Annotated in this window: 23 protein-coding genes and 1 riboswitch; of the genes, 16 read left to right on the top strand and 7 right to left on the bottom strand. The window is 73.2% G+C overall.

Annotated elements, in window-relative coordinates:
• The first annotated feature begins 63 nt into the window (after positions 1–63).
• The gene (locus ACIPN7_RS02730; protein ID WP_400537741.1) at positions 64–933 is read left to right on the top strand and encodes a DUF2599 domain-containing protein; all 870 of its coding nucleotides are present in this window, start codon (positions 64–66) and stop codon (positions 931–933) included.
• 272 nt (positions 934–1,205) lie between these two features.
• Positions 1,206–1,505, top strand: coding sequence for a hypothetical protein (locus tag ACIPN7_RS02725; protein ID WP_400537739.1), 300 nt, complete (start codon positions 1,206–1,208; stop codon positions 1,503–1,505).
• Positions 1,506–1,557: 52 nt separating this feature from the next.
• On the opposite strand, the gene ACIPN7_RS02720 is transcribed toward ACIPN7_RS02725, so the two are convergent.
• Together ACIPN7_RS02720 and ACIPN7_RS02715 are read right to left on the bottom strand one after the other, a co-directional pair.
• Positions 1,558–3,678: an acyl-CoA dehydrogenase gene (locus ACIPN7_RS02720; protein ID WP_400537737.1), complete on the bottom strand. Its 2,121-nt coding sequence runs from the start codon at positions 3,676–3,678 to the stop codon at positions 1,558–1,560.
• A 61-nt stretch (positions 3,679–3,739) separates the two neighbouring features.
• The gene (locus tag ACIPN7_RS02715; RefSeq protein ID WP_400537735.1) at positions 3,740–4,471 is read right to left on the bottom strand and encodes a TetR/AcrR family transcriptional regulator; all 732 of its coding nucleotides are present in this window, start codon (positions 4,469–4,471) and stop codon (positions 3,740–3,742) included.
• Between the two features lie 184 nt (positions 4,472–4,655).
• On the opposite strand from ACIPN7_RS02715, the gene ACIPN7_RS02710 reads away from it, so the two are divergent.
• From ACIPN7_RS02710 to ACIPN7_RS02700, 3 genes are all read left to right on the top strand, one after another.
• The gene (locus tag ACIPN7_RS02710) at positions 4,656–5,978 is read left to right on the top strand and encodes an acetyl-CoA C-acetyltransferase (RefSeq protein WP_400537733.1); all 1,323 of its coding nucleotides are present in this window, start codon (positions 4,656–4,658) and stop codon (positions 5,976–5,978) included.
• 65 nt (positions 5,979–6,043) lie between these two features.
• The gene (locus ACIPN7_RS02705; protein ID WP_400537731.1) at positions 6,044–7,387 is read left to right on the top strand and encodes a 3-oxoacyl-ACP reductase; all 1,344 of its coding nucleotides are present in this window, start codon (positions 6,044–6,046) and stop codon (positions 7,385–7,387) included.
• Positions 7,384–8,319 (top strand): MaoC family dehydratase, encoded by a 936-nt coding sequence (locus ACIPN7_RS02700; protein WP_400537729.1) that lies wholly within the window; start codon positions 7,384–7,386, stop codon positions 8,317–8,319. Before ACIPN7_RS02705 ends, ACIPN7_RS02700 begins: the two co-directional genes overlap by 4 nt.
• 186 nt (positions 8,320–8,505) lie before the next feature.
• Here ACIPN7_RS02700 and ACIPN7_RS02695 read toward each other — a convergent pair whose 3' ends face one another.
• Positions 8,506–9,366, bottom strand: a complete 861-nt coding sequence (locus ACIPN7_RS02695; RefSeq protein WP_400537727.1) for a hypothetical protein — start codon at positions 9,364–9,366, stop codon at positions 8,506–8,508.
• 130 nt (positions 9,367–9,496) lie between these two features.
• On the opposite strand from ACIPN7_RS02695, the gene ACIPN7_RS02690 reads away from it, so the two are divergent.
• The 3 genes from ACIPN7_RS02690 (at position 9,497) to ACIPN7_RS02680 (ending at position 11,782) form a co-directional block, all read left to right on the top strand.
• Positions 9,497–10,492, top strand: coding sequence for a helix-turn-helix domain-containing protein (locus ACIPN7_RS02690; RefSeq protein ID WP_400537725.1), 996 nt, complete (start codon positions 9,497–9,499; stop codon positions 10,490–10,492).
• A gap of 26 nt (positions 10,493–10,518) precedes the next feature.
• Positions 10,519–11,412 (top strand): LLM class flavin-dependent oxidoreductase, encoded by an 894-nt coding sequence (locus ACIPN7_RS02685; RefSeq protein WP_400537723.1) that lies wholly within the window; start codon positions 10,519–10,521, stop codon positions 11,410–11,412.
• A 121-nt stretch (positions 11,413–11,533) separates the two neighbouring features.
• Entirely contained in the window at positions 11,534–11,782 is a 249-nt protein-coding gene (locus tag ACIPN7_RS02680) for a hypothetical protein (RefSeq protein ID WP_400537721.1), read from the top strand.
• Positions 11,783–11,854: 72 nt separating this feature from the next.
• On the opposite strand, the gene ACIPN7_RS02675 is transcribed toward ACIPN7_RS02680, so the two are convergent.
• Entirely contained in the window at positions 11,855–12,634 is a 780-nt protein-coding gene (locus ACIPN7_RS02675; protein ID WP_400537719.1) for a hypothetical protein, read from the bottom strand.
• A 210-nt stretch (positions 12,635–12,844) separates the two neighbouring features.
• Between ACIPN7_RS02675 and ACIPN7_RS02670 the strand changes: the two genes are divergently transcribed.
• Positions 12,845–14,344 carry an amidase gene (locus ACIPN7_RS02670; RefSeq protein WP_400537717.1) on the top strand — a complete coding sequence of 500 codons (1,500 nt, stop codon included), beginning with the start codon at positions 12,845–12,847 and terminating at the stop codon, positions 14,342–14,344.
• 106 nt (positions 14,345–14,450) lie between these two features.
• Positions 14,451–15,047, top strand: coding sequence for a hypothetical protein (locus tag ACIPN7_RS02665; protein WP_400537715.1), 597 nt, complete (start codon positions 14,451–14,453; stop codon positions 15,045–15,047).
• A gap of 21 nt (positions 15,048–15,068) precedes the next feature.
• Here the strand turns inward: ACIPN7_RS02665 and ACIPN7_RS02660 are convergent, their stop codons facing one another.
• Positions 15,069–16,487: an aminotransferase class V-fold PLP-dependent enzyme gene (locus tag ACIPN7_RS02660; protein WP_400537713.1), complete on the bottom strand. Its 1,419-nt coding sequence runs from the start codon at positions 16,485–16,487 to the stop codon at positions 15,069–15,071.
• A 31-nt stretch (positions 16,488–16,518) separates the two neighbouring features.
• Positions 16,519–16,633: riboswitch (SAM riboswitch) on the bottom strand.
• Between the two features lie 241 nt (positions 16,634–16,874).
• Here ACIPN7_RS02660 and ACIPN7_RS02655 point away from each other — a divergent pair.
• The 4 genes from ACIPN7_RS02655 (at position 16,875) to ACIPN7_RS02640 (ending at position 20,258) form a co-directional block, all read left to right on the top strand.
• Positions 16,875–17,555: an RNA polymerase sigma factor gene (locus tag ACIPN7_RS02655; protein ID WP_400537711.1), complete on the top strand. Its 681-nt coding sequence runs from the start codon at positions 16,875–16,877 to the stop codon at positions 17,553–17,555.
• Positions 17,555–18,835, top strand: coding sequence for a serine/threonine-protein kinase (locus ACIPN7_RS02650; protein WP_400537709.1), 1,281 nt, complete (start codon positions 17,555–17,557; stop codon positions 18,833–18,835). The genes ACIPN7_RS02655 and ACIPN7_RS02650 overlap by 1 nt, the downstream gene beginning before the upstream one ends.
• Positions 18,836–18,963: 128 nt before the next feature.
• Positions 18,964–19,590 carry a hypothetical protein gene (locus ACIPN7_RS02645; protein ID WP_400537707.1) on the top strand — a complete coding sequence of 209 codons (627 nt, stop codon included), beginning with the start codon at positions 18,964–18,966 and terminating at the stop codon, positions 19,588–19,590.
• Between the two features lie 5 nt (positions 19,591–19,595).
• Positions 19,596–20,258 (top strand): OmpA family protein, encoded by a 663-nt coding sequence (locus ACIPN7_RS02640; protein ID WP_400537705.1) that lies wholly within the window; start codon positions 19,596–19,598, stop codon positions 20,256–20,258.
• Here the strand turns inward: ACIPN7_RS02640 and ACIPN7_RS02635 are convergent.
• Positions 20,246–21,013 carry a phosphotransferase enzyme family protein gene (locus ACIPN7_RS02635; RefSeq protein ID WP_400537703.1) on the bottom strand — a complete coding sequence of 256 codons (768 nt, stop codon included), beginning with the start codon at positions 21,011–21,013 and terminating at the stop codon, positions 20,246–20,248. The two genes, ACIPN7_RS02640 and ACIPN7_RS02635, sit on opposite strands and share 13 nt — an antisense overlap.
• 5 nt (positions 21,014–21,018) lie before the next feature.
• The gene (locus ACIPN7_RS02630) at positions 21,019–22,290 is read right to left on the bottom strand and encodes an ATP-binding protein (RefSeq protein ID WP_400537701.1); all 1,272 of its coding nucleotides are present in this window, start codon (positions 22,288–22,290) and stop codon (positions 21,019–21,021) included.
• Positions 22,291–22,538: 248 nt separating this feature from the next.
• Between ACIPN7_RS02630 and ACIPN7_RS02625 the strand changes: the two genes are divergently transcribed.
• A complete protein-coding gene (locus ACIPN7_RS02625; protein WP_400537699.1) occupies positions 22,539–22,988 on the top strand; it encodes a rhodanese-like domain-containing protein in 450 nt (149 codons plus the stop codon).
• On the top strand, positions 22,985–24,250 hold the full coding sequence (locus ACIPN7_RS02620; protein ID WP_400537697.1) for an O-succinylhomoserine sulfhydrylase: 1,266 nt from the start codon (positions 22,985–22,987) through the stop codon (positions 24,248–24,250). Before ACIPN7_RS02625 ends, ACIPN7_RS02620 begins: the two co-directional genes overlap by 4 nt.
• Positions 24,251–24,257: the final 7 nt, after the last annotated feature.

The following is a 24,257-nucleotide window of genomic DNA, read 5'->3' as shown; positions in this document are numbered from 1 at the left end:
GCGCCACCCGGCACGCCGACCCGAGCCCACCTCCGCACGGCCGCCACCCCGCACAATGGGCACGTGCAGATCCGACGGGCCGTCGCCTCTCCCCTTGCCGCGTGCGCCGCACTCGCGGCCGTCCTCACCGTGGGCGGCTGCAGCCTGATCGAGCGCGCCCAGGGTTCGGACGGAGCCGATGGCCCGACGGCGACAGCATCCCGGCCGACACCGACATCGACGTCGACACCGTCGTCCGAGCAGGGCGGCACCGGGCCGAAGGCGCAGACCAGCACCGTCACCGTCGGCGGCGTCGTCCTGGACGTCAGCTCGCGGAAGGCAGCCGACGTGCGGGAGGACGAGCTCGGGCCGGGCACGCGGACGGTCACGCTCTCCCTCGGCCCCGAGGGCTCCGCCCGGCTCTCCCTGACCTCGCCCGGCGCGCTCGACGTCGACACCGACGGGAGCATCTCCGTGCTCGACGGCAACGGCACGCCCGTCGCGGCGGTCGCCCCGCCGGAACCGCCGTCCGACGCCCGGGACGCGCCGCGCATCGAGGTCACCGAGATCGACGCGACCCAGGCCAGGCTGAGGATCGACGACCCCGCGGCGACCTCCGGGAGCGGCGGGCAGGCGGCGCGCACCGAGCCGGTGACGGTCACGTTCGTGGTCGGCACCGAGGCGATCGAGAGCACCACCTGGGGCGAGAACGAGGGCGGGCGGTCCCTCGCCGTCGACCCGGCGGACTGGGCCCGGCGCGCGGGAGAGGCCGGCCTGGACCTGATCCGCACCCAGCTCGTGGCCGCAGAGCCCGAGGCGGACAGCGACACGATGGAGCACCAGCTCGTCTGCCACGCCGTGGGCGCCATGGACAAGGAGACGTGGAACCTGGAGCCGTGGCGGCCCGACGTCGGGCTCATCCTCACCGCCACCGCGCACTGCAACCCGGTGTGAGCGGAGCGGCCCGTACGCAGCCGTGACCCAGTCGTGACCAGGACCGGTGCTGTTCGGGGTGCGGAGCCGCGCAGGTTGGGGTTTCCTGGAAAAGCGGCGAGGCAGGCTCGCCACAAACAATCTGATGAGCCCCAGCTCAGCCGGGCCCCAGTACATGCTCTTCGTGCGCCCCCCAGACGCCCGAGGGGCATCTTCCGGAGTGCGGCACCACAGAGTTCCCCCCTGGGGTCAGGCAATTTCTCCTCGGAGACACCTTGGCAGGGAGGCTCCAGATGACTCGCGTACTCGTTCTCGGATCGTCCGTCGCGGTAGGCGTCGGCGCGCTGCTCGGAATGACGCTCGCCTACCAGCTCGTACCGCTCGCGGTGCTCGCCGCCCTCCTGGGGCTGGCGGGCACTTTCGTCGTGGTCCGCGCAATACCGGAACCGGCGCCCGCAGAGGACGCCCCGATCACCCTCAGCGGTCCGCTCGCGCGTCCCGCCGACAACGAGGAGCCCGACGCCGAGGCCGAGCCGGTCCCGGTGCAGCAGCTCCCGGTGCCGGTCGTGGCCGCGGTGCCGGACGCCGCATGACCCGCTGGTCGTGACCGCCTCGCCGGCGTAGCGCGGCGAGGCGGTCCCGACCCTAGCGCGCCTGCTTGGCCTGCTGCTTGCGCAGCTCCTTCTCGCTGATCGGCGCCGTGCCGCTCGCGCGCAGCTCGCGGTAGTACGCGCGCGCCTCGTCCTGGCGCACCTTCTCGGAGCCGTCGGCGATCGGCGCGCGCAGGTGCTCCTGCGAGAAGCCCCAGGCGTCGATGACGTCGAGCACGTGCGGGCGCAGCGCCTTGAGCAGGCGGTCGATCGTCGCCGTGACGGCCTTGGCACGCCCCGTCGAGATGCGGCCGTTGGTCAGGTGCCAGTCGAGGTGCCGCTCGATCGTGGTGAGCCCGTAGATGTCGCGCAGCAGGGTGAGCACCTTGCGGGTGCCGGGGTCGGACACCGTGGCGACGGCCTTCGTGAACGCGTCCCAGCGGACGAGCTCGGCCCACGCGGCGGCGGACCCGATGAGGCTGACCTGGTTGTCGTCGAAGATCTCCTGCGCCTTGACCGGGTCGGCCTTGAGCGCCGGGCGCATGCCCATCGCGGTGGCCGCGACCATGCCCTCGTAGCGGCCGGCGATCAGGCCGCGCTGCACCTCGGCGTCGAGCAGGCGGCCCGCGGAGCGCGCGCCGCCGCCGTCGGCCACCGACTGGCCCAGCCTGCGCAGCGGGGTCTTGTGCAGCACCGCGTCCCTGGCCTGCCCGGCCACGATGCCCGCCATGCCCGCCGGGGACTTCGCGGCCCGCGCCATCTTCTTGCCGTAGTCCCCCACCAGGCGCTTGGCCGCGAGCTGCAGGAGCACGTGGTTGTCGCCCTCGAACGTGGCGTAGATGTCGAGGTCCGCGCGCAGCCCGGTGAACCGGTTCTCGGAGAGGAAGCCGGCACCGCCGCAGGCCTCGCGGCACTCCTGCAGGGTGTCGAGGGAGTACCAGGTGGACGTCGCCTTGAGCGCCGCCGCCGTCGTCTCCAGGTCCTCGCGCTTGGCGGGCGTGTCCTCGCGGCCCGAGAACACGTCGTCGAACAGGTCCAGGAGCTCGTCGTGCGCGAAGTGCATCGCGTACGCCTCGGCGATGCGGGGGAAGAGCCGGCGACGGTGCGTCGCGTAGTCCAGCAGCGTCAGCTCGTCGGCGCCGGTCGCGGGCGAGAACTGGCGGCGCTGCTCGGCGTACTTCGTGGCGATCGCGAGGCCGATCTTCGCCGCGGTGATCGCCGCGCCGTCGAGGGACACGCGGCCCTGGACGAGAGCGCCGAGCATGGTGAAGAAGCGGCGGCCGGGGCTGTCGATCGAGGAGGTGTAGGTGCCGTCCGCGGCGACCTGGCCGTACCGGGCCAGGAGGTCGCGGCGCGGCACCCGCACGTCCGTGAAGTGCAGCTTGCCGTTGTCGATGCCGTTGAGGCCACCCTTCTGGCCGTCGTCCTCGCCGCCGACGCCGGGCAGGAACTCCAGGGTCTGCGGGTCCCGGATCGGCACGTAGAAGCAGTGCACGCCGTGGTCCACGCCGTTGGTGATCAGCTGCGCGAACACCGTCGCGGCCACGCCGTGCTTCGCCGCGTTGCCGAGGTACTGCTTCCACGCCCCGCGGAACGGGGTGTTGATCACGAACTCCTCGGTCTCCGGGTCGTACGTCGCGGTGGTGCCGATGGCGGCGACGTCGGAACCGTGACCCGTCTCGGTCATCGCGAACGCACCCGGGACGCTCAGGTCCATCGCCCCGGGGAGCAGGCGGTCCTTCTGCTCCTCGGTGCCGAGGTGGTTGATCGCGGACGCGAAGAGGCCCCACTGCACGCCCGCCTTGATCTGCAGCGACGGGTCGGCCGCGACGAGCTCCTCGAAGCCCACGAGGTTGCCGCCGGCCTGCTCCCGGCCGCCGAGGCGCTCCGGGAAGGCCCGCAGCACCTGGCCGTACGGCACCATCTGCTTCATCTGGGCGAGCGTGATCTCCCGGTGCTCCTCCTTGGTGATCCCCTCCTGCTTCCAGAGCTCGGGGTGCGCGGCCACCATCCGCCGGGCCTCGGACCGTTCCTCGGGCCAGCGGCCCAGCAGCATCTGCTGCAGGGCCGGCACGTCCACGCGGGTGCCCGACGTCGGACGCGCCGCCTCGGGCTGGGGCGCCACGGCCTGTGGGGCCGCCGCGGTGGTGGTCACGGGCTCGGAGGTGGTCGTCATCGGTTCTCCTCGGTCTTCGGCCAGGGGGCCAGGTACTGGGTGTCGGGAGGGTGGGTCAGGATCAGGCGGTCGCCGGTGCGGCGCCGGGGCGGTTGTGCAGCACGCCCACGGGCCCGGTCCAGAGCCAGAGGGTCACGCGTTCGGTGAGCTGCTCACGGGTCAGCGGCGTCGACTCGACGGTGCGGTGGCCGAGCCACCACTCACCGGAGCCGCGCACGAAACCGACGGCGCCCGCGGCCCAGGCCGCGGCGTCCGCCGGGGGTACGTCGGTGGCCCGCGCGAACGGCTCCGCGACGAGCTCGATCACCGAGTCGAGGTAGGCACCGAGCGGGTGCAGGTCGGCAGGGGTGCTCGGCACGCCCTCGTCGTCGGCGGGTGCCGGGGCGCGCCGACCGCGGCGGCCGCTCTCGACAGGCGCGGGCTCGTTGCCGCCGATCGCGGTCCGGGTGACGAACCAGTAGACGTTGGGGGAGCTCTCGATCATCTCGAGGTAGACGCGCACCATCTCGCGCAGCGCCATCTCCGGGTTGTCGGCCTGCTGCGCGGCGGCGCGCAGCGCGTCGTGCATCTGCATGACCACCGTCTCGGCGACGGCGAGCCGCAGGCCCGCCTTGTCGTCGAAGTACCGGTAGACGATCGACTTGGACGTACCCGCGGCGGCGGCGATCTCGTCCATCGAGACCGCGGGCCCCAGGCGGTGCACGGCCTTGCGCGCGGCGCGGACGAGCTCTGCCCGACGGGCCGTGCGGTGGTCGTCCCAGCGGGTCGAACGACCGTCGACTCCGATGCTCATCGGTCCGCCTCCCCACCTTGACTCGCTAGAGGTCTTGTGATTCGTCTCACGAGACTGAGAGTATCAGGTACTGTGAGTCCTGGGCACCACCCGGGGCGAACCGGGTCGCGGCCCGGCCTGGTCTCGACAAGGCTCGACCCAACGAAGCCCTCTGCCCGACGACGAACCGAGAAGGAACAGCGACGTGTCCACTACCCCCGCCCCCGTCCCGTCCACGCGCGAAGCCGTGATCATCGGCGGCAACCGCATCCCGTTCTCCCGCGCCGGCAAGAAGTACGTGCGGACCAGCAACCAGGACATGTTCACCGCGGCACTGGAGGGGCTCGTCGCCCGCTTCGGCCTGCAGGGCGAGCGCCTGGGCGAGGTCGTCGGCGGCGCCGTGCTGAAGCACAGCAAGAACTTCAACCTCATCCGCGAGAGCGTGCTGGGCTCCTCCCTGTCGCCCACCACGCCCGCCTACGACGTGCAGCAGGCGTGCGCCACCGGCCTCGAGGCCGCCATCGCGGTGACGAACAAGATCAAGCTCGGCCAGATCGAGTCCGCGATCGCGGGCGGCACCGACACCGTCTCGGATGCGCCGATCGTGGTCAGCGACCGCCTGCGCGCCGCGCTCCTGGACGCGAACCACGCCAAGACCACCGGGGCCAAGATCAAGGCGCTGCTCCAGATCCGCCCCAAGGACCTGGCCCCCGCCACCCCCAGCACGGGCGAGCCGCGCACCCACCTCTCGATGGGCGAGCACCAGGCCATCACGACGGCCAAGTGGGGCATCAGCCGCGAGGCGCAGGACGAGATCGCGTACAACTCGCACCAGAACCTCGCCCGCGCCTGGGAGGCCGGCTTCTTCGACGACCTGGTCACGCCGTTCAAGGGCCTGACCCGGGACGACAACCTGCGCCCCGACACGTCGCTCGAGAAGCTCGCCAAGCTCAAGCCGGTGTTCGGCGCCAAGCTCGAGGACGCGGCCACCATGACGGCGGGCAACTCGACGCCGCTGACCGACGGCGCCTCCGCCGTCCTCTTCGCGTCCCGCGCCTGGGCCGAGGAGCGGGAGCTGCCGATCCTCGCCAAGTTCGTGGACGCCGAGACGGCGGCCGTCGACTTCGTGCACGGCCACGAGGGCCTGCTCATGGCGCCGGTCGCGGCGGTCCCGCGCCTGCTGGCCCGCAATGGCGTCACCCTGGACGACATCGACTTCTTCGAGATCCACGAGGCGTTCGCGTCCACGGTGCTGACCACGCTGGCCGCGTGGGAGGACGAGGAATACTGCCGTACGGAGCTCGGGCTCGACGGCGCGTTCGGCAAGGTGGACCGCAGCAGGCTCAACGTGAACGGCTCCTCGCTCGCGGCGGGTCACCCGTTCGCCGCGACCGGTGGCCGCATCATCGCGACCGCCGCCAAGCTGGTCGCCGCGAAGGCCGCGGAGACCGGACAGCCCGCACGGGCGCTGATCTCGGTCTGCGCCGCCGGCGGTCTGGGCGCGGTCGCCCTGGTCGAGTCCGTCTGAACCGGGCCGCGACCGGCTGAGTCCGCCCGAGCCCGCCCGTACCGCCCCGCAACGAAGAGGACATCGTGACCGACAGCTATCTCAACCTGGCCAACGGGACGCTCAAGCCCGTCTTCAAGAAGCTGGGCCTGCCCCAGCCGGCCATCCTCCGGCGCTACCGCCCCGGCAGCCCGCTCACCGTGGGCCCGGTCCTCGTGGTGTCCGACGACGCCTCGGCAGCCGACGCCGACGCCGTGGCCAAGGTCCTGTCCGGCTGGGACGTCGACGTGCGCCGCAGCCCGGAGACCGCCGACGGCGAGCGGTTCGGCGCCGTCGTGCTGGTGCTGACCGGCGCCGAGACCCCGGCGGCCGTGTCGGCCCCCGTGCTCACCGTCGCCGGCACGCTGCGGCGCCTGGCGGGCAACGGCCGGGTCGTCACCGTCTCCCGCGCCGTGGCCGAGGGCGACGCCCCGGTGCTGGCCGCGACCCGCGGCGGCGTGGAGGGCCTGGTCCGTTCGCTCGGCAAGGAGCTGCGCGGCGGGTCCACGGCCAACGGCATCCAGCTCACGGGCGGCGCGGGCGTCGACTCCGCGTCGGCCGTGGCCACGCTGCGCTTCTTCCTGTCCGCCAGGTCGGCGTACGTGGACGGCCAGCTCCTGCCCGTGGGGCCGTCCGACGCCGCCGGCCCGGTCGACTGGGAGGCCCCGCTGGCCGGCAAGGTGGCCGTCGTCACCGGCGCTGCGCGCGGCATCGGCGCGGCGATCGCCCGGACGATGGCCCGGGACGGTGCCAAGGTGGTCGTGATCGACGTGCCGCCCGCCGGGGAGTCGCTCGCGGCCGTCGCGAACGAGATCGGCGGCGTCGCGCTCCAGCTCGACATCACCGCCGACGACGCGGCCGACAAGATCCTGGCCGCCACCAAGTCGCTCGGCGGCCTGGACATCCTGGTCCACAACGCCGGCATCACCCGCGACAAGCTGCTCGCCAACATGACGGCGGACAAGTGGGACCCGGTCATCGCCGTGAACCTCACGGCGCAGCTCCAGATCAACGAGCGCCTGCTCGCGGCCGGCGTCGAGGGCCTGCGGATCGTCTCGCTGGCCTCGACCACCGGCCTGGCCGGCAACCGTGGGCAGACCAACTACGGCTACACGAAGGCCGGCGTCATCGCCAACGCCGCCGCGGGCGCCCCGGTGCTCGCGGCCACCGGTGGCACCACGAACGCCGTGGCGCCCGGCTGGATCGAGACCGAGATGACCGCGAAGGTGCCCGCCCTCACCCGCACCGTGGCGCGCCGGATGCCGTCACTGGGTCAGGGCGGCCTGCCGGTCGACATCGCCGAGGCGATCTCCTTCCTCGCGTCCGAACCGGCGTCCGGCATCAACGGGCAGACCCTGCGAGTGTGCGGCCAGCACATGGTGGGCAAGTGAGCGCACCAACCGCGGAGGCACCGGCGTCGTACGGCGTGACCGAGCTGCCCGTGCTGCCCAAGCTGGGCGGGCTCTTCACGAAGGGCGTCGCCGGGTCGGCCGGCAAGCGCCCCCAGGGGGAGGTCCGGCTGCCGGAGGTGTCGTACCGCGTGGCGCGGGTGGACACCACGGGCGAGGCGGCGCACCTGGCCGCGTACCAGGAGCTGCTGGGCGAGCCGTCGTCCGACGTGCTGCCCGCCGGGTTCCTGCACGTGCTGGCGTTCCCGCTGGCCACGGCCGTGATGGTGCGCGGCGACTTCCCGCTGCCGCTGCTCGGCATGGTGCACCTGCGGAACGTGGCCCGGGTGCTCCGCCCCGTGCGGCTGGGCGAGACGGTCGAGGTGCGGGCGTGGGCGCAGGACGCCCGGGCGCACCGCCGGGGCGTCCAGGTGGACCTGGTCGCGGAGGTGCTGGTGGACGGCGTCCTCGCCTACCAGGGCGTCTCGACCTACCTCGCCAAGGGCTTCACGGCGCCGGACGGCGCGGCCCCGGCCGACGAGTCCCCGCGCGAGGAGTGGACGGCGCCCCTGCCGACGGCGCGCTGGAAGCTCGGCTCCGGGACCGGACGGGCCTACGGCGCGGTGTCGGGCGACCAGAACCCGATCCACACGTCGAGCCTGGGCGCCAAGGCGTTCGGGTTCCCGCGGGCCATCGCGCACGGGATGTACACCGCGGCACGGGCGCTGGCCGAGGTCGGGCCCGCCCGGCGCGGCGAGACGTACGAGTGGACGGTCGAGTTCTTCCGGCCGGTGCTGCTGCCGAGCACGGTCGACGTCGCGATCCGGAACGCGGCCGACGTGGTCCCCGCAGGCCCGGCGGACGGCTTCGTGTACGACGGCTGGCGGTCGGGCAAGGGCACCCGCCACTTCCGGGGCACGATCCGGCCCCTCTGACGTGCGCCCGGCCGGTCCGACTGAGCGGTCCGGCTGACCCGGAGCGCGCCTTCGGTCCGACGTCGTGCCCGGTGCGGAACTCCCCTTCGAGGCCCGGGTTCCTTCGCTTTGGCGCCGTCCAAAACGAAGAAACCCGGGCCTCGAAGGGGAGACCACGGGCCGGCCTACCCGCAGCGGCCGGAGCGGTCAGGCCGGTGCGCGGAGGGCCAGGCGCGGGAGCAGGACCTGTTCCCAGAGGACCGCCCGCTTCGGGCGGAAGAAGCCCGAGTGCCCGATACGGGTCAGGCCGTGGTCGGCGGCACGCATCTCGACGAGCTCCACCTCGGTGCCCGGGAACTCGCGGCTCCAATACCGGATCGACTCCGGGGAGATCAGCTCGTCGTCGGCGGTCCACAGGGCGGCGACCGGCGTCTCGACCTTCGCGAAGCGGTCCCGCAGCTCGGGGAGCTCGCTGAACAGGTAGTCCGGCTGCAGGCACCAGCGGCCCCACTGCCGCATGACGCCGCCGGGCAGGTCGTCCAGGATCCGCAGCCGCCGGCCCGGGTAGTAGCCCACCAGCGCCGTCGCGGTCGGCGCGATGACGCGCCAGAGCAGGGGCGACCAGGTCCGGATGGCCGGTGCGGCCTTGCCCCGCCAGCCGGTACCCGAGGTCACCATCACGCAGCGGTCGACGCCGACATCGGCCAGGAAGCCGAGGCTCTGGCCGCCGAACGAGTGGCCGACCCAGGTGAGCGGGACGCCGTCGACGTCGGCGCGGGAGCGCGCGTGGAGCGCGGCGGCCTCGGCGTCGTGGTACCAGTCGAGGGCAGTGACCGTGGAGTCCCGCAGGGGGCCGTAGAGCTCAGGCTCCGAGCCGCGGTAGGAGAACGTGAGCACCGCGAACCCGCGCTCGGCGAGCCACGCGGCGGTGTGCCGGTAGAACCGCATCGGCATGGCCATGGCCGGTGCGATCGCCACGACGCCGACGGGGGCGCCGTCCGGCAGGAACCAGCGGCCCGCGACCCGCTCGCCGCCGTCGGCGAGGAAGCTCACGTCTTCGGTACTCACGTCCGGGAGGCTACCAACCGGCCCGGCCCACACGGCTCGCGCACGGCCGCAGACGGGACAAAAGCGTCGAAGCGCACCCCTGGCGTATCCTCGCCACGGCACGGTGATATTCATCCGGCGGGAGGATGACATGCTCAGTGACGTGCTCGGCCTGACCAAGTCGCAGTCGCTCGCGTATCGCGAGCTCGTGGCCTCACCATCGCTCGACTCCGCGGAGCTGGCGCACCGGCTCGGGTGCGACCCGGGCGACGCCCTGGACGTGCTCCGCACGCTGGAGAACCACGGCCTCGCGGCCCGGCAGAGCGCGGACGACTCCCGGTTCCAGGCCGCTCCCCCCGAGATCGCGCTGGGCGCGCTGCTCGCCCGGCGCAAGGACGAGATCCGCGCGGCGCAGGTCGAGCTGATCGAGCTGGAGGAGGACTTCCGGCGCTCGTCGGCGCTGCGGCCTGCGACCGACGTGGTCGACGTCGTGCGCGGGGCGGACGCCGTGAAGCACCGCATCATGCAGCTCCAGCTCGGCGCGCGCGAGACGGTCGAGTCGTTCACCAAGCCGCCGGTCTTCGTGTTGTCCGCCGAGGACAACACGGCCGAGGACCAGGCCGTGGCCCGCGGCGTCCGGTACCGGGTGGTGGTGGACCGCGTGTTCCTGGACACGGGCATGATGCGCGTGGACGACGTCGCCGCGGCCATCGACAACGGCGAGGAGGTGCGGTTCTCCGAGCGGGTGCCGATCAAGCTGTTCATCATCGACCGCCGGCTCGCGTTCGTGCCGATCCAGACCGTGGTCGACGCCGAGGACTCCGACCTCACGCCCGACCTGGTGGGCGCACTGATCATCCACCCCTCCGGGCTGCTCGACGCCCTCATCGCCCTGTTCGAGGCCGTGTGGCGCGACGCCACGCCGTTCGCGCGGCCCGGCGAGCCGGACGGCGGCGGCGAGCTCGAGTACCAGGACGCCCGCATCCTCGGGCTCATGCTCGTGGGCCTCACGGACCAGTCCGTGGCCAACCAGCTCGGCCTCTCGCTGCGGACGGTGCAGCGCCGCGTCAAGGTGCTCATGGACATCGCCGGCGTCTCGACGCGCATCCAGCTCGGCTGGCACGCCGCGCGCAAGGGCTGGATCTGACGGCACCCCCGTGACAGCGTGTGGCCATGACCACACTGGCGTGCATCATCCGCCCCTCGACCCCGCCGTCCCGCGTCATCCCGCTCTCCCGCGCCGTCGAAGCCGCGGGGATCGAGGAGATCTGGCTCTGGGAGGACTGCTTCCAGACCGGCGGGATCTCCGCCGCGAGCGCGATCCTGGCCGCGACCGACCACGTCCGCGTGGGGATCGGCGTGATGCCGACGCCCCTGCGGAACGTCGCCCTCACCGCGATGGAGGTCGCCACGGTCGACGGGATGTTCCCGGGCCGGCTCATCCCCGGGATCGGGCACGGCGTGCAGTCCTGGATGGCGCAGGTGGGGGCGAAGGCGGGATCGCCCCTGACCCTGATGCGGGAGTACGCGACGACGCTGCGCGCCCTGCTCGCGGGGGAGCGGGTGACGACGTCGGGCCGCTACGTGACCCTGGACGACGTGAGGCTCGACTGGCCGCCCGCCCGGCCCGTTCGGGTGCCGGTCGCCGCGACGGGGCCCAAGTCGCTGCGCCTCGCGGGCGAGGTGGGCGACGGCGTGGTGCTGGAGGGTTCCGTGGGCCTGGTCGGGCTCCCGGCCGCGCTGGAGCGGGTGGCCGAGGGCCGGGCCGCGGCAGGACGCCAGGCCGAGGACTTCTCGGTGGTCCAGTTCGTCTCGGGCGGCACCGGTCCCGGCTCCGCCGAGCGGCTGCGCGCCGAGCTCACCGACTGGGGCCAGGACGTGGCGGACGACGAACGGCTCGCGGGTTACGCCGTCTGGGGCGACGCCCTGGCACTGGCCGACGGCGTGCGCCGGTTCGGCGCGGCCGGCGCGGACACCGTGGCGATCCAGCCGACCGCGGACGACCCGGACCTGGTGCGGCTCGCCGAGGTGCTGGGCGAGGCGCGCGAGCTGTTGAGCCGGGACTGACGGCGCGAGCCGACGGCCGGACATTCGGCCTCACCCAAAGGACATTGAGCCCCGCCCGCCCGTACCGCAGCGTGGACCGGGCCGGGCGGGACGGTCCCTCCGGCCACGAAGGAGGTTCACGATGAACAAGCTCGTACGGGTGGCCGCCGCTGGTACCGCGGCCCTCCTCACGACGGCCGCGGGCGTGCTCGGCGCCGGGGCGGCCGCGGCCGCCGACCGGGAGTACGGGACCGACGGGACGCGGGTCACGTCTGTCGGGCAGGACGACCGGGACTTCGGCACGGACGGCACCCGCGTGACGTCCGACAACAAGGACTGGTCGGCCGGGCACGACTGGAACGACGGCGTCCCCGCCGACCGCGAGTACTGAGTCCGCACGGCACGACGCCGGGGTCGCACCGTCACGTGGCGGTGCGACCCCGGCGTCGTGCGGGTCAGGCGATCAGATGTCGCGCGGCGGGGCGAACGAGCCCGTGCCGGGTGCGACGGTGGGCCTGTTGTTCGGTTCCGCGACGGGCGCGGCGGCAGCGGCGCCGGCCGACAGATTGCCCAGGAAACCCTCGACGCGCGACCGCATGGGGCCGATCAGGGCACCGCCGACACCGACGATGAGAATGCCGGCGACCGTGGCCAGGAATGCCACGAGCACGGGCATTGTGACGGTCGTGCCGATGCCGATCTGGTTCACGGCCGCGATAACACCCAGCGCGATGATGAAAAAGGACACCGTCTTCGCCACCAGCGGGCCGTAGGAAACGCGGCTCATGGTGTTCATGAGAAGGTCCTTCACCGCATTCGCGATGGCGCCCGCGATCACCACGATGATGATCGCGACGACGAGGCTCGGGAGCCATGCCACGATCTGGTTGACGATCGCGCTCACCGGGTTGGTGGGCCCGAAGGCGCTCAGCGCGAGCTGGAGCGTGATGAGCAGGATGAAGTAGTAGATGATCTTGGTGAGCAGCGCGATCGGCTCGATGCCCGACCCGGCGAGGAGGCGGTTCGCCCCCGCGCGCTCGAGCACCTTGTTGAAGCCGATCCGCGTGAGGATCATGCCCACGAACCGGGCGATCGCCTTGGCGATGAAGTACCCGATGAGGAATACCACCAGGAACACGAGGAGCTTCGGGATGAAGCTCGCGACCGCACCGAGCGCGTTCGTGAGCGGCGCCAGCCAGTCGACCTGGTTCGGCACCACGAGTGCCGTATCGAAGAATGTCATAGTGCTCTCCCCCTACGAGATATTTCTGTGCACCTCGGACGTGCCGTGACGGCGTGGCACAAAGGTGACAGTCGGCACGAACATATGCCGGAGAAGCGCATTCTGCGCGGCAGAATGGAACGGTGCGGAGTGCCATTTGTCCGCACCGCGGGACATCAGTGCAGGTCACATCGTGAATGCGTTTCGTCAGACAGCGTCTAGCCTGGCGGGATGGATGCCCTGCACGAGCGGACCGCCGTCGAGCTCCGCGACCTTCTCGCCGCCGGAGAGCTCACCCCCACCGAGGCCACCGAGCACTTCCTCGACCGGATCGAGCGGCTGAACCCCGCGGTCGGCGCCTTCGCCACCGTCACTCCCGAGCGGGCCCGGAAACGGGCGGCCGAGCTCCAGGAGACGCGCGGAGCGGGTTCCGGCGAGGGCACGCCGCCGCCGTCGGGCAGCCTGTGGGGCCTGCCCACCGGGGACAAGGACCTGTGGAACCGGGCGGGCGTGCCCACCGGCTTCGGGTCGCGCGCCTTCGCGGGGCTGCCGCCGGCCGAGGAGAGCGACGAGATCGTTCAGGTGCTCGACGACGCCGGGATCGTCAGCCTCGGCAAGACCGCCGCGCCCGAGCTGGGCTTCCCCGCCTACACCGAGCCGGTCGGCGCCGCCCCGGCGCGCACACCCTGGGACCTCGGCCGCGGGGCCGGCGGCTCCAGCGGTGGGGCGGCGGCCGCGGTGGCGGCGGGCATGCTGCCGTTCGCGCCCGGGTCCGACGGCGGCGGGTCGATCCGCATCCCCGCGGCGGCCTGCGGCGTGGTCGGCCTCAAGCCCACGCGCGGGCTGCTGCCCGCGGGCAGCGGCGTCGACTCGCTGGGCGGGCTCGTCGTGAACGGGCCGATCGCGCGCACCGTCGCCGACACCGCCCTGCTGCTGGAGGCGATGCTCCCGCGGCGCGCCGGGGGCGGCGTCGCGCACCCGTACACGCTGCGGGCGCCGTCGTACGCCGCGGGCGCGTACCTCGCGGCCGCGCAGCGGGCCGAGCTGCCGGAGGGCGTCGCCGGCCGGCGGGCCGCCCGCATCGGCGTGACGACCTCGTCGGCCTGGGACGGCTTCTACGACATCGCGGTGTCCCCCGAGGCGCACGCCGGGCTGGACGCGGGGGTGCGCGCCCTGGCCGGGGCCGGGCACGAGGTCGAGCAGACGGTGCTGGCCGAGGCGCCCGAGTACGCCCCGGCGTTCCGGACCCTGTGGATGGGCGGCGCGTCGGCGGTGCCGATCGACGACCCGGAGACGCTCGGCAAGCTGGAGCCCCTGACGCAGTGGCTCATCCGGTCGGGCCGCGAGGTGCCCGCCCGCCGGCTCGCCGAGGCGGTGCGCACGCTCACCGGCTTCGAACGCTCGCTCGTGGCGCAGGTCAGCGCCTACGACGCCGTCGTGACCCCCGCGCTCGCGCTCACGCCGCGGCCGATCGGGTGGTACGACGCCGAGGACCCGGAGCGGAACTTCGAGCAGCAGTGCCAGTACACGCCCTTCACGTCGATGCTCAACGTCGCCGGGCTGCCCGCGATCACCGTGCCGACCCACTGGACCGAGCCCACCGCCGAGGCGCCGGCCGGGCTGCCGATGGGGGTGCAGATCATCGGCCGGCCGGGCGGCGAGCTCACGCTGCTGGCGCTGGCGGCCCAGATCGAGGCGGCGCTCCCCCGCCCGCGCACCTTCCCCGTCTGACACGCGGTATTCGGTGGTGGCCGAAAGACCTTCCTCGCCGTGGCCGTCCCGTGCTTTGTTACCCCTGGAGGGTATTCAGTCGCGATCGCACGAGGAGCACGGGACCATGACCGAGACGTTCGAGACGGCCGCACCAACGCGGCCGAGCCGCTGGACCGGGACCTGGCCCACCAACACCGCCTGGATCGTGCTGGGCATGCTGACGGGCTTCGGCCTGCTGGTGGGCGGGACGGCGATCGTCGGCGGCACCTGGCGGGACGCGGTCGCGGAGGACCCGACGACCACGATCGGCGTCGCGACGCTGTGCTACCTGGCCGCCGCCGTGACCGGCGTCCGCTGGACGGCCTGGCTCGTCGCGCTCCTGGCGTCGGTGGTCCCTGTCGCGTCCGAGCTGCTGGACACGCCGCGCTGGATCGGATTCGTCCTGGTGGGGCTGGTCCTGACCGGCATCGGGCTGGCCCGCGGACGCCGCGCGACGTGGCCGCAGGCCGCCGCGATGGCCGGCTTCTTCGGGGTAGCGACGACGGCCCTGTTCCTGGAGCCGAGGCTCGGGCTGGCCCTCGCGGGCCTCGCCCTTGCCGCGCACGCCGGGTGGGACGTGGTGCACTACCGCCGCGACAGGGTGGTGAACCGTTCGCTCGCGCTGTGGTGCATCGGCCTCGACCTCACGATGGGCGGCATCTGCGTGGCCCTCGCGCTGTAGCCGCCGGACGCGCGGCGGCCGTCAGTCCTCGTCCGGGAGGCAGCCGAAGGCCTCGTCGAAGCCCAGGGCGGCCGTCGCCAGCAGGCCCGCGAGGCCGGAGCCCTCGGGCACGGGGCGCGGGTCGTCGGTCACGACCCACAGCCCGTCGACGACGTCGTACCCGGCCTGCGGACCCTCCTCGACCAGGCGGCCGACGGCTGCGATCAGCCGCTCGATCTCCTCGCCCGCGGTGCCGACGCCCACCGAGGCGCGCACGGCGCCGGCGTCGAACCCGAGCCGGCCGAGCAGCGGGTGCGCGCAGAAGCGGCCGTCCCGGACGCCGATGCCGTGCTCCGCGGACAGGTAGGCGGCGACGAGGCCCGGGTCGTACCCGGTCACGGTGAAGGTCACCACGCCCACGGGGTCCACGGCGTCGGCCCAGACCCGCACGACCTCGACGCGATCGATGGCCTCCAGCCCTGACACCAGCCGGCGGCGCAGGGCGTTCTCGTGCGCCACGACCTCGGCAGGGTCGAGCGCGGCCAGCTCCTCGCAGGCCGCCGCGAGCGCCACCGCGCCGATCACGTTGGGCGAGCCGGCCTCGTGGCGGGCGGGACCCTCGTGCCAGTCGGTGCCGCTCACGCGCACACGCCGGACGGCGCCGCCGCCCGCGAGGTAGGGCGTGCCCTGGTCGAGCCAGTCGCGGCGGCCCACCAGCACGCCGGCGCCGAACGGGGCGTAGGTCTTGTGCCCGGAGAAGGCGAGGTAGTCCACGCCCGTGGACTCCAGCGAGATGCGGCGGTGCGGCACGAGCTGGGCGCCGTCGAGCACCACGCGCGCGCCGAACTCGTGGGCGACGGCGACGATCTCGGCGATCGGGAGGGACTCGCCGGTCACGTTCGAGGCCCCGGTCAGGGCCAGGAGGGCGTACGGGCGGTCCGCGGCGGCGTCGGCCAGCTCCTCCCGGATCTGGGCGACCGTCTCGGCCACGGTGGCGCCGCCGGTCAGCACGGTCGCGCCGGTGGTGCGCTGCCAGGGCAGCAGGTTCGCGTGGTGCTCGACGTCGAGCACCAGCACGCGGCCGGGCTCGCCGTCGGGCTGCGCGGGGACGCAGCCGGCGAGGAGGTTGAGAGAGTCGGTGGTGTTCCGGGTGACGATCGTCAGGTCGTCCTCGCGGGCGCCGACGAACGCGCCGATGGTGCGGCGCGCGGTCTCGTAGAGCGCCGTGCTCACCTGGGAGAGGTAGCCCGCGCCGCGGTGCACGCTGGCGTACAGCGGCAGCACCTGGGTGACGCGGTCGGCGACGGCCTGGAGGGCCGGGGCCGACGCGGCGACGTCGAGGTTCGCGTACGAGACCTGCGTGCCGTCCACGAGCGGGACGAGCGTCCCGCCGCCGACGACGGGGCGCAGCGGGGCGAGGTCGGTCACCGCGATGGCACGGCTGAGAGTGGGAGCAGACATGGCGTCCTCCAGCACAGTCCTGGGGGAGGTTCCCCCGCGCTTGCCGCACGCGGGCTGCGCGCGGCCTGGTCGTCACCCGGGGCACCCCACCGCGGAGGGAGGGTTGCCGGCCAGCGAGCCGGGGCTTGACGCTGGCGCTCATGACCTGCGGCCATCCTGTGCTGCGGGCAAAACACCTGTCAACGCACGTCTCAGATACTGGTCCCACGATCCGGTCATGACACCGTCCCCGCACCCCGGTGCGGGTCGGATGCTCGCCCTCGTGCTCGGGGCACGAATTTGGTGTCCTCGTGCCACGGTGACCGGCATGATGTCAGGCGCGCAGAGACCACAGCGGCTATCGCGCGCCAGGACGCACGACGGACCGCGAGAGGAAACCCCGACCTCATGCCTCACCAGACACCCCCGCTCGTCCGCGCCCTCGACCAGGGCGACGCGCACGCCGCGCGCCGCGCCGTGTCCGACGCGGTGGACGGTCGGGAAGCCAGGGATGCCGGCCACGCGCCGGGCGGGAGCGGCACCCCCAGGGGGTCCGGCGGCCTGGAGGACGTGCTCGACCTGCTCGGGGCACGGGCCGCGGCCGGTTCCCCGCTCGCGACCGAGCTGCTGGTCGAGCTGTTGGACGAGTCGGGTGTGGTCCGCCGGTTCGTGCGTGGTGCGCTCCTCGACGAGTCGGCCGTCGACGACGTCTGCCAGGACACCCTCATCAGCGTGGCGACGTCGATCCACTCGTTCGCCGGCGCGTCCAAGGTCACCACCTGGGTGCATCGCATCGTCCGGAACCGGGTGGTGGACCACCTGCGCCGGCAGCGCGCCACCACCACGCTCCCCGACGACGACGTCGCGCCCGGCGCGCGGATGAGCTCGCTCATCGCCACCCGGGCCACGGTGCGCGACGCGCTCGACGCGCTGCCCGCCCTCTACCGCGAGCCGGTGACGCTGCGCGACATCGAGGGACTGCCGTACAGCGCGGTCGCCGACCGGCTGGGTCGCAGCGTGGGCACCGTCAAGTCCCAGGTCTCCCGAGGCCGGGCGCTCGTCGCGGCTCTGCTCGGGGACGCCGTCTGATGGCCGCCCGGGACAGGATGGGGCGATACCAGGTCGAGGACGTGCTCGGTGTCGGGTCGTTCGCCACCGTGCACCGCGCGGTCGACGAGCGGCTGGACACCACCGTGGTCGTGAAGGTCCTGGCCGAGAACCACAGCCTCAACCCGGAGATCCGGGAACGCTTCATCGCCGAGGGCCGGGCGTTGCGCCGGGTCGCGAGCCCGCACGTGATCACGGTCTACGACATCGGCGAGAACGATCGGCAGCAGCCGTACCTCGTGCTCGAGCACGCCGACCGGGGCACCCTCGCCGAGCGTGTCCGCGCCCTGCGTGCGGGCGGATGGACGGCGAGCCGCGCGGACGTGCTCGCCGTCGCCCGTGGGCTGGCCGCAGCCGTGCGGGCCGTGCACGCCGCGCGCCTGGTGCACCGCGACCTCAGCCCCGGCAACGTGCTGCTGCGCACCGGGCCCGACGCGCCCGCCGACACCGGTGCGGCAGGTGCGGCCGGCGCGCCGGGCTCGCTCCTCGCAGGCACGGCGTCCACCGTCGTGGGGCGCGACGAGCGGCTCGTGGTCGCCGACCTGGGCATGTGCAAGGACCTGGCGCGCAGCTCCGGGCTCACGGTCGCGGGCGGCACGGACGGGTTCCGCCCGCCCGAGCAGCACGGTCCCGGCACGGTCGACACGCGCGCGGACCTGTGGGCGATGTCCGCACTGCTGGAGTGGCTCACCGACGGCGCCGACCTGCCGCGCGCCCTGACCCGGGCGGTGCGGCGTAGCCTCGCGGACTCCCCGTCCCGGCGACACCCCGACGTCGCGGCGTGGCTCTCGGACGTGGAGGACGCGCTCGTCCCCGCGCGAGGAGACGTCCCCGCGGGAGGAGACAGGGCAGGGGCGCCCGCGGCCGCCGCGACGCCGGCCCGCCCGACCGGCCGGCGGCGTCGGCCGGTGATCGCGGTCGCCGTCGCCCTCCTGCTGGGTGCCGGGATCGGGTTCGGCGGCGCGTGGGGCTCGGTCGCATGGCTCGACGCCCGCCCCGACGCGAGCTCCGGCGCCGCGCGCGTCGCGATCTCCGGGCCCGAGACCGCGACGGTCGGCACCCCGGTGACGTTCACGGCCCAGGTCAGCGGCGCCGAGCACTGGGTGTGGACCCTGCCCACCGGGACGTACGTCGCCGACGACGGCTCCGTCGAGCTCACGGCCCGCAGCCCAGGGAGCGCCGAGGTGGTGCTCGAGGCCCGCGCGCCGGACGGGACGCGGATCACCGCGGTGCACCGGCTCGAGGTGGCAGAGCCGGGCTGACCGGAGCCGCCGGACCAGTTCGCCGTCGGCCCCGGAAGAAGTTCCGGGAGCGATGCAACCTTTTCGCCGCCCCGCCCGACTCACCCCTGTCAGCAACGTAACCGAGACCATCTGGTCAGGAGTAAAAGATGCGATACCTGCCCCGCCGACTGGCACCGATCGCCGTCGTGAGCCTGCTCGCCCTGAGCGCCTGCTCGTCCGGCAGCCCCGGCGCCGAGTTCGACGACACCGGCGCTTCCACCCCGCCGTCCGCGACGGGCAACCCCGCCGAGGACGGCGCGGCCCCCGGTGACGACGCCGGTGACCAGCCGGCCGGGACCGCCGGCGTCGACTTCCCCGACCCGGAGGACGTGGTCGCGGACGCGACCTTCACCGTGCCGGGCACGGAGTCGGACGAGGTCCGGTTCGGCATCGAGTCGATCGTGGTCTCGGGGCGCACCATGGAGCTGCGGCTCGTGATGACCCCGGAGTTCGACGACGGCGGCGGTGCGGCCTCGGTCTATGACGCCCTGGGCGAGAACGTGAACATCACCCTGATCGACCGGGAGAACCTCAAGGAGTACCGGGTGCTGGAGGCCGACGGGGGCGGACGCTGGTTCCGCACCGATCCGGTCTACACGGAGGCACTGCCCGGACAGTCCGTGGGCTACCAGGTGTTCTTCGCCGCGCCCGAGGACGAGATCTCGACCATCGACGTCCGGCTGACCGAGTCGTGGCCGGTGTTCAAGGACGTCCCGCTGACGGTCGAGGACTGAGCCGCATGCAGCGCAACCGCACCCGTCGCGCCCACCGGCCGCGACCCACGAACGCACTCACCGCCGCAGTCGTGTCCGTGACACTTCTCGGGCTCTCCGTGCCGCCCGCCGCCGCGGCGCCGGCAGGCGGGTCGATCGGCACGTACGGCTCGACGACCGGCGGCTACCCGTGGCCCGGCATCGAAGCGCTGGGGCTCGGTGAGCCGGCCCAGGAGCAGCTCGTCGCCTCCGTCACGGAGTACGTGGTCGGTTCGGTCACGCGATACGTCGTCGAGGGCTCGGTCGAGTCGGTCGACGACACCGCGCAGGAGTCCGGCGAGACCGTCGTGACCCTCTCCTCCGACATCCTCTTCGACACCAACGACGCCACCCTGCCGAAGAGCGCCACGGCGAAGATCGCCACGCTCGTCGCGGACGTGCCGAAGGGAGCGGCCGTGAGGGTCTACGGTCATACCGACTCGGTCGACACCGACGCCTTCAACCAGGACCTTTCGGAACGCCGGGCCAAGGCCGTGGCGGCTGCCGTCCGCGCCGCTCGGGCTGACCTGAAGCTCGACGTCCAGGGCTTCGGCGAGACGCAGCTCAAGGAGGCCGAGACCGGGAGCGAGGAGGCCGTGGCCCGAGCCCGCGCGGAGAACCGCCGCGTCGAGCTCCGCTACGGCGGCTGACCGGCCCCGAGGCCGGCGACGCGAGCCGCGTCCGAGCGGTACATCGCGGCGTGGTCGCGCAGCGCGGCGGGCCCGCCGTCGTCGGCCCTGGCCTCGCTGAACGCGGCGAGCTCCGTCAGGCGCTCTGCCATCGTGCCGAGCACGTCGGCGCGCGACCACTCGGCGCCGTACGCGGCGACCAGCGCGTCCAGCCGGGCCGGCGGGTCCAGGTGCCCGACGTCGTAGGTGACCCCGGCGAACGCGTCGCCCGCGAACGGGGCCATGCGGTACGCGGTGTATGCCACGTCCCACGAGCGAGGCCCGGGCGACGCCGTGTCCACGTCGATGAGTCCGACGAGCCGGCCCGCGCGGAACACCATGTTGTACGGCGCGGCGTCGTTGTGGCAGATCACCTCGGCCGGCTCGCGGGCGGGCAGCTGCCAGACGGCGCCCGGCGGGTCGAGGCCGAGGGATGCGTCGTGGAGCCGGCGCAGGAGACGCCCGGCGGCGCGCAGGTTCTCCGCGGACCAGAGCCACTCCGGGGCCGGCCAGCCCGGGACGTCGCCCGGGAGGAACGAGACGATCTCGCGTCCCCGCTCGTCGAGCCCGAAGGCTTCCGGCACCTCCGTGACGCCACGGTCCCGGACGTGGCGCAGGTACGCGTGGACCGTGGGCGACCATGGTCCGGCGGAACGCCGCACGGTGTCGCCCACGCGTACGACCTCGGACATGTTCCCGCCGGTCAGCGGTTCCTCGTTCCCGGGCATCGTCGTCATGGTCGTCATGGTCCCAGGAGGGCCAGCGGGACCACCGCGATGCCGTCCTGCGGCCGGCGGTACGCGAGCGGCCCGGTGGTGACCACGACGGCGTCGACCAGGTCGTCGCCCAGCTTCTCCTTCAGCCAGCGCAGGTGCCGCACGTCCTTGTCGGTCGGCAGCCGGTTCAGCTTGATCTCGATCGCCAGGACCTTCCCATCGTCGCGCTCCACGATGAGATCGACCTCGTGCTCGCCACCCTTGGTCCGCAGGTGCAGGACGCGCGCACGCTCGACCTCCGCGTGCACGCGTACGCTCAGGGCCACGAGGTGTTCGAACAGTGCCCCGAGCAGAGTGCCGTCCCGGGCCACGATCTTTCCGGGCTGCGGCGTGTCGATCAGCGCACCGGCCCCCACGCCCAGGAGCCGCGCCGCGAGCGCGGGATCCGCCAGGAAGTGCTTCGAGGCCTGGGTGAGCGACGCCAGGCGGTTCCGGCTCCCGACCCAGGCAGGCACCTCGTCCAGGATCCACAGCCGTTCCAGCGTGTCACGGTAGGCCGCCGTCGTCGGGCGGGTCGGCTTGTCGCCGATCCCCTGGGTCGCCGCGTCGAGGATCGACTCGTACGTGGCCGTGGTTCCCGTCACCGCCGCGTAGGCGGTCAGCCAGGCCTCGAGCACCCTGGGGCGACGGACCACGTGACCGAGCTCGCTGAAGTCGTGATCGACGATCCGCGTCAGGTAGCTCTCGAGCGCGTCGCGGCGATGCACACCCTCCAGGCCCCGGATGGCGGGAAATCCGGAACGGACGATCTCTTCGGCGTAGTCCTCCAGCGCCACCTCGGTCCGGCCGCCGATCTCGGCAGGGCCGTCGGCCAGCAGGCCGGCGAACGAGACCGTGGGCGACTCGATCTGCCGCTCGGCGAACGACATCGGCCGCATGCGGACCCGGACGATACGACCGGCGCCCGAATGGGTCCTGGCCCGCGGTGTGGCGGAGCCGGTCAGGAGGAACGCGCCGGCACCCGCCCCGTCGTCGACCGCCCGGCGGACGAGGTCCCACGACTGCGGCATCAGCTGCCACTCGTCGACGAGGACCGGCGCCGGCCCCCGGCTCAGCCTGCCCGGATCGACCGCCAGGAGCTCCACCTCGTCCTCGCGGTCCAGCCGGATGATCGTCCGGGCGAGCCGGGCGGCAGTCGCCGTCTTGCCGACCGCCTTCGGCCCCTCGACGGCTACGGCCGGCAGCCCCGCGAGCATCTCGACGAGATGGGGGTCGATCGCCCTGGGTGCGTAGGTCATCGCGGCCTCATACTTTACAGATCGTCGGACTTAAACCTTACAAACTGTCGGGATCAAACTTTACAGCCGGAGCCACCGGATTGCCTGTCGAGACACTGTTCCACCTACCGGACACATGTCGTAGGGTTGCCATCGACCATCCCGAGCGGCCGAGTGACGTGGCACGACGACGCCGCAGCAACCCAGCGTTCCCCGCAGCCGCGGAGAACGGACGAGGGTGCTACCGCCACGACCGATGGAGGAGCATCATGAGCGACCCCGCGCGCGTCGAAGCACGACCGGCCGACGGCTACGCCGGCGACATCACGCCCCAGCAGGCCTGGGACCTGCTCGCCGGCGACCCGGACGCCACGCTCGTGGACGTCCGTACCGAGGGCGAGTGGCGCACGATCGGCATCCCGGACACGGCGTCGCTGGAGAAGCAGCCCGTGTTCAGCGAGTGGGTGCAGGCCGGCGGCCGGCCCAACCCCGCGTTCCTGGAGGAGCTCAAGGCGGCCGGCGTCTCCGGCGGGCCCGTCGTCTTCCTGTGCCGCTCCGGCCAGCGCTCGATCGCGGCGGCGCGGCTCGCCACGGCGTCGGGCATCGCGCCGTCGTACAACGTGCTGGAGGGCTTCGAGGGCGCGCCCGGTGCCGACGGCGTCCGGGACCAGCAGGGCTGGAAGGTCGCCGGGCTGCCGTGGACGGCGGGCCCCGCGTGACCGTCACCGGCGCGTTCCCGCCGGACGCGAACCCCGGCGGCTCCGGCCGCAAGCCGCTCCCCGACGGCGTCCGCCCGGCGACGCTCGCCGTGCGCGGCGGCCACCAGCGCAGCGAGTTCCAGGAGACGAGCGAGGCGCTGTTCCTCACGCAGGGCTACGTCTACGACAACGCCGCCGAGGCCGAGGCCGCGTTCAAGGGCGACGTCGACCGGTTCGTCTACTCGCGCTACGGCAACCCGACGGTGCACACCTTCGAGGAGCGCCTGCGCCAGCTCGAGGGCGCCGACGCCTGCTACGCGACCGCGACCGGCATGTCCGCGGTGTTCACGTCGCTGGCCGCGCTCGTGAGCTCGGGCTCCCGGATCGTGGCCGCCCGGGCGCTGTTCGGGTCCAGCGTGGTGATCTTCGAGGAGATCTTCAAGAAGTGGGGCGTGCGCACCGACTACGTGGACGGGCACGTGCTGTCCCAGTGGGAGGACGCACTCTCGACGCCCGCGGACGTGGTGTTCTTCGAGACGCCCTCGAACCCGATGCAGGACATCGTGGACGTCCGCGCCGTCGTGGACCTGGCGCACGCCGCCGGGGCGACGGTGGTGCTCGACAACGTGTTCGCCACCCCGCTGCTGCAGAAGCCGCTGGAGCTGGGCGCCGACGTGGTCGTCTACTCAGCGACCAAGCACATCGACGGGCAGGGTCGCGTGCTGGGCGGCGCGATCCTCGGCTCCACGGACTACATCACCGGGCCCGTGCAGACGTTCATCCGCAACACCGGTCCGTCGCTCTCGCCGTTCAACGCGTGGACCCTGCTCAAGGGCCTGGAGACGCTGCCGGTGCGCGTCGCGGCCCAGAGCGCGAGCGCCCTCGCCGTCGCGCAGGCCCTGGAGGACCTGCCCGCCGTGGGCACCGTGCGCTACCCGTTCCTCGACTCCCACCCGCAGGCGGAGCTGGCGCGGTCGCAGATGAGCGGGGGCGGCACCGTCGTGACGTTCGACCTGGCGGTCCCCGCAGGCACGGACGACGACGCCGCGAAGCGGCACACGTTCGCGTTCCTCGACGCCCTGCGGCTGGTCGACATCTCGAACAACCTCGGCGACGCGAAGTCCCTGATCACCCACCCCGCGACGACCACGCACCGCAAGCTGGGGGCGCCGGGCCGGGCCGCCGTCGGCATCGCGGAGATGACGGTCCGCCTCTCGGTGGGCCTGGAGGACGTCCAGGACATCATCGAGGACGTCCAGCAGGCGCTGGACTCGGCAGGGTAGGCCGTCG

It is taken from the genome of Promicromonospora sp. NPDC090134, from assembly GCF_044746965.1.
Classification (GTDB): domain Bacteria; phylum Actinomycetota; class Actinomycetes; order Actinomycetales; family Cellulomonadaceae; genus Promicromonospora.
This window is presented reverse-complemented; position numbering and strand designations above follow the sequence as displayed.

Excerpts from the sequence above, each read along its gene's own strand:
- ACIPN7_RS02725 (WP_400537739.1), top strand. The coding sequence starts at position 1,206 with ATGACTCGCGTACTCGTTCTCGGATCGTCCGTCGCGGTAGGCGTCGGC.
- ACIPN7_RS02720 (WP_400537737.1), bottom strand. The coding sequence starts at position 3,678 with ATGACGACCACCTCCGAGCCCGTGACCACCACCGCGGCGGCCCCACAG.
- ACIPN7_RS02715 (WP_400537735.1), bottom strand. The coding sequence starts at position 4,471 with ATGAGCATCGGAGTCGACGGTCGTTCGACCCGCTGGGACGACCACCGC.
- ACIPN7_RS02690 (WP_400537725.1), top strand. The coding sequence starts at position 9,497 with ATGCTCAGTGACGTGCTCGGCCTGACCAAGTCGCAGTCGCTCGCGTAT.
- ACIPN7_RS02685 (WP_400537723.1), top strand. The coding sequence starts at position 10,519 with ATGACCACACTGGCGTGCATCATCCGCCCCTCGACCCCGCCGTCCCGC.
- ACIPN7_RS02680 (WP_400537721.1), top strand. The coding sequence starts at position 11,534 with ATGAACAAGCTCGTACGGGTGGCCGCCGCTGGTACCGCGGCCCTCCTC.
- ACIPN7_RS02675 (WP_400537719.1), bottom strand. The coding sequence starts at position 12,634 with ATGACATTCTTCGATACGGCACTCGTGGTGCCGAACCAGGTCGACTGG.
- ACIPN7_RS02670 (WP_400537717.1), top strand. The coding sequence starts at position 12,845 with ATGGATGCCCTGCACGAGCGGACCGCCGTCGAGCTCCGCGACCTTCTC.
- ACIPN7_RS02665 (WP_400537715.1), top strand. The coding sequence starts at position 14,451 with ATGACCGAGACGTTCGAGACGGCCGCACCAACGCGGCCGAGCCGCTGG.
- ACIPN7_RS02660 (WP_400537713.1), bottom strand. The coding sequence starts at position 16,487 with ATGTCTGCTCCCACTCTCAGCCGTGCCATCGCGGTGACCGACCTCGCC.
- ACIPN7_RS02655 (WP_400537711.1), top strand. The coding sequence starts at position 16,875 with ATGCCTCACCAGACACCCCCGCTCGTCCGCGCCCTCGACCAGGGCGAC.
- ACIPN7_RS02650 (WP_400537709.1), top strand. The coding sequence starts at position 17,555 with ATGGCCGCCCGGGACAGGATGGGGCGATACCAGGTCGAGGACGTGCTC.
- ACIPN7_RS02645 (WP_400537707.1), top strand. The coding sequence starts at position 18,964 with ATGCGATACCTGCCCCGCCGACTGGCACCGATCGCCGTCGTGAGCCTG.
- ACIPN7_RS02640 (WP_400537705.1), top strand. The coding sequence starts at position 19,596 with ATGCAGCGCAACCGCACCCGTCGCGCCCACCGGCCGCGACCCACGAAC.
- ACIPN7_RS02635 (WP_400537703.1), bottom strand. The coding sequence starts at position 21,013 with ATGACGACGATGCCCGGGAACGAGGAACCGCTGACCGGCGGGAACATG.
- ACIPN7_RS02630 (WP_400537701.1), bottom strand. The coding sequence starts at position 22,290 with ATGACCTACGCACCCAGGGCGATCGACCCCCATCTCGTCGAGATGCTC.
- ACIPN7_RS02625 (WP_400537699.1), top strand. The coding sequence starts at position 22,539 with ATGAGCGACCCCGCGCGCGTCGAAGCACGACCGGCCGACGGCTACGCC.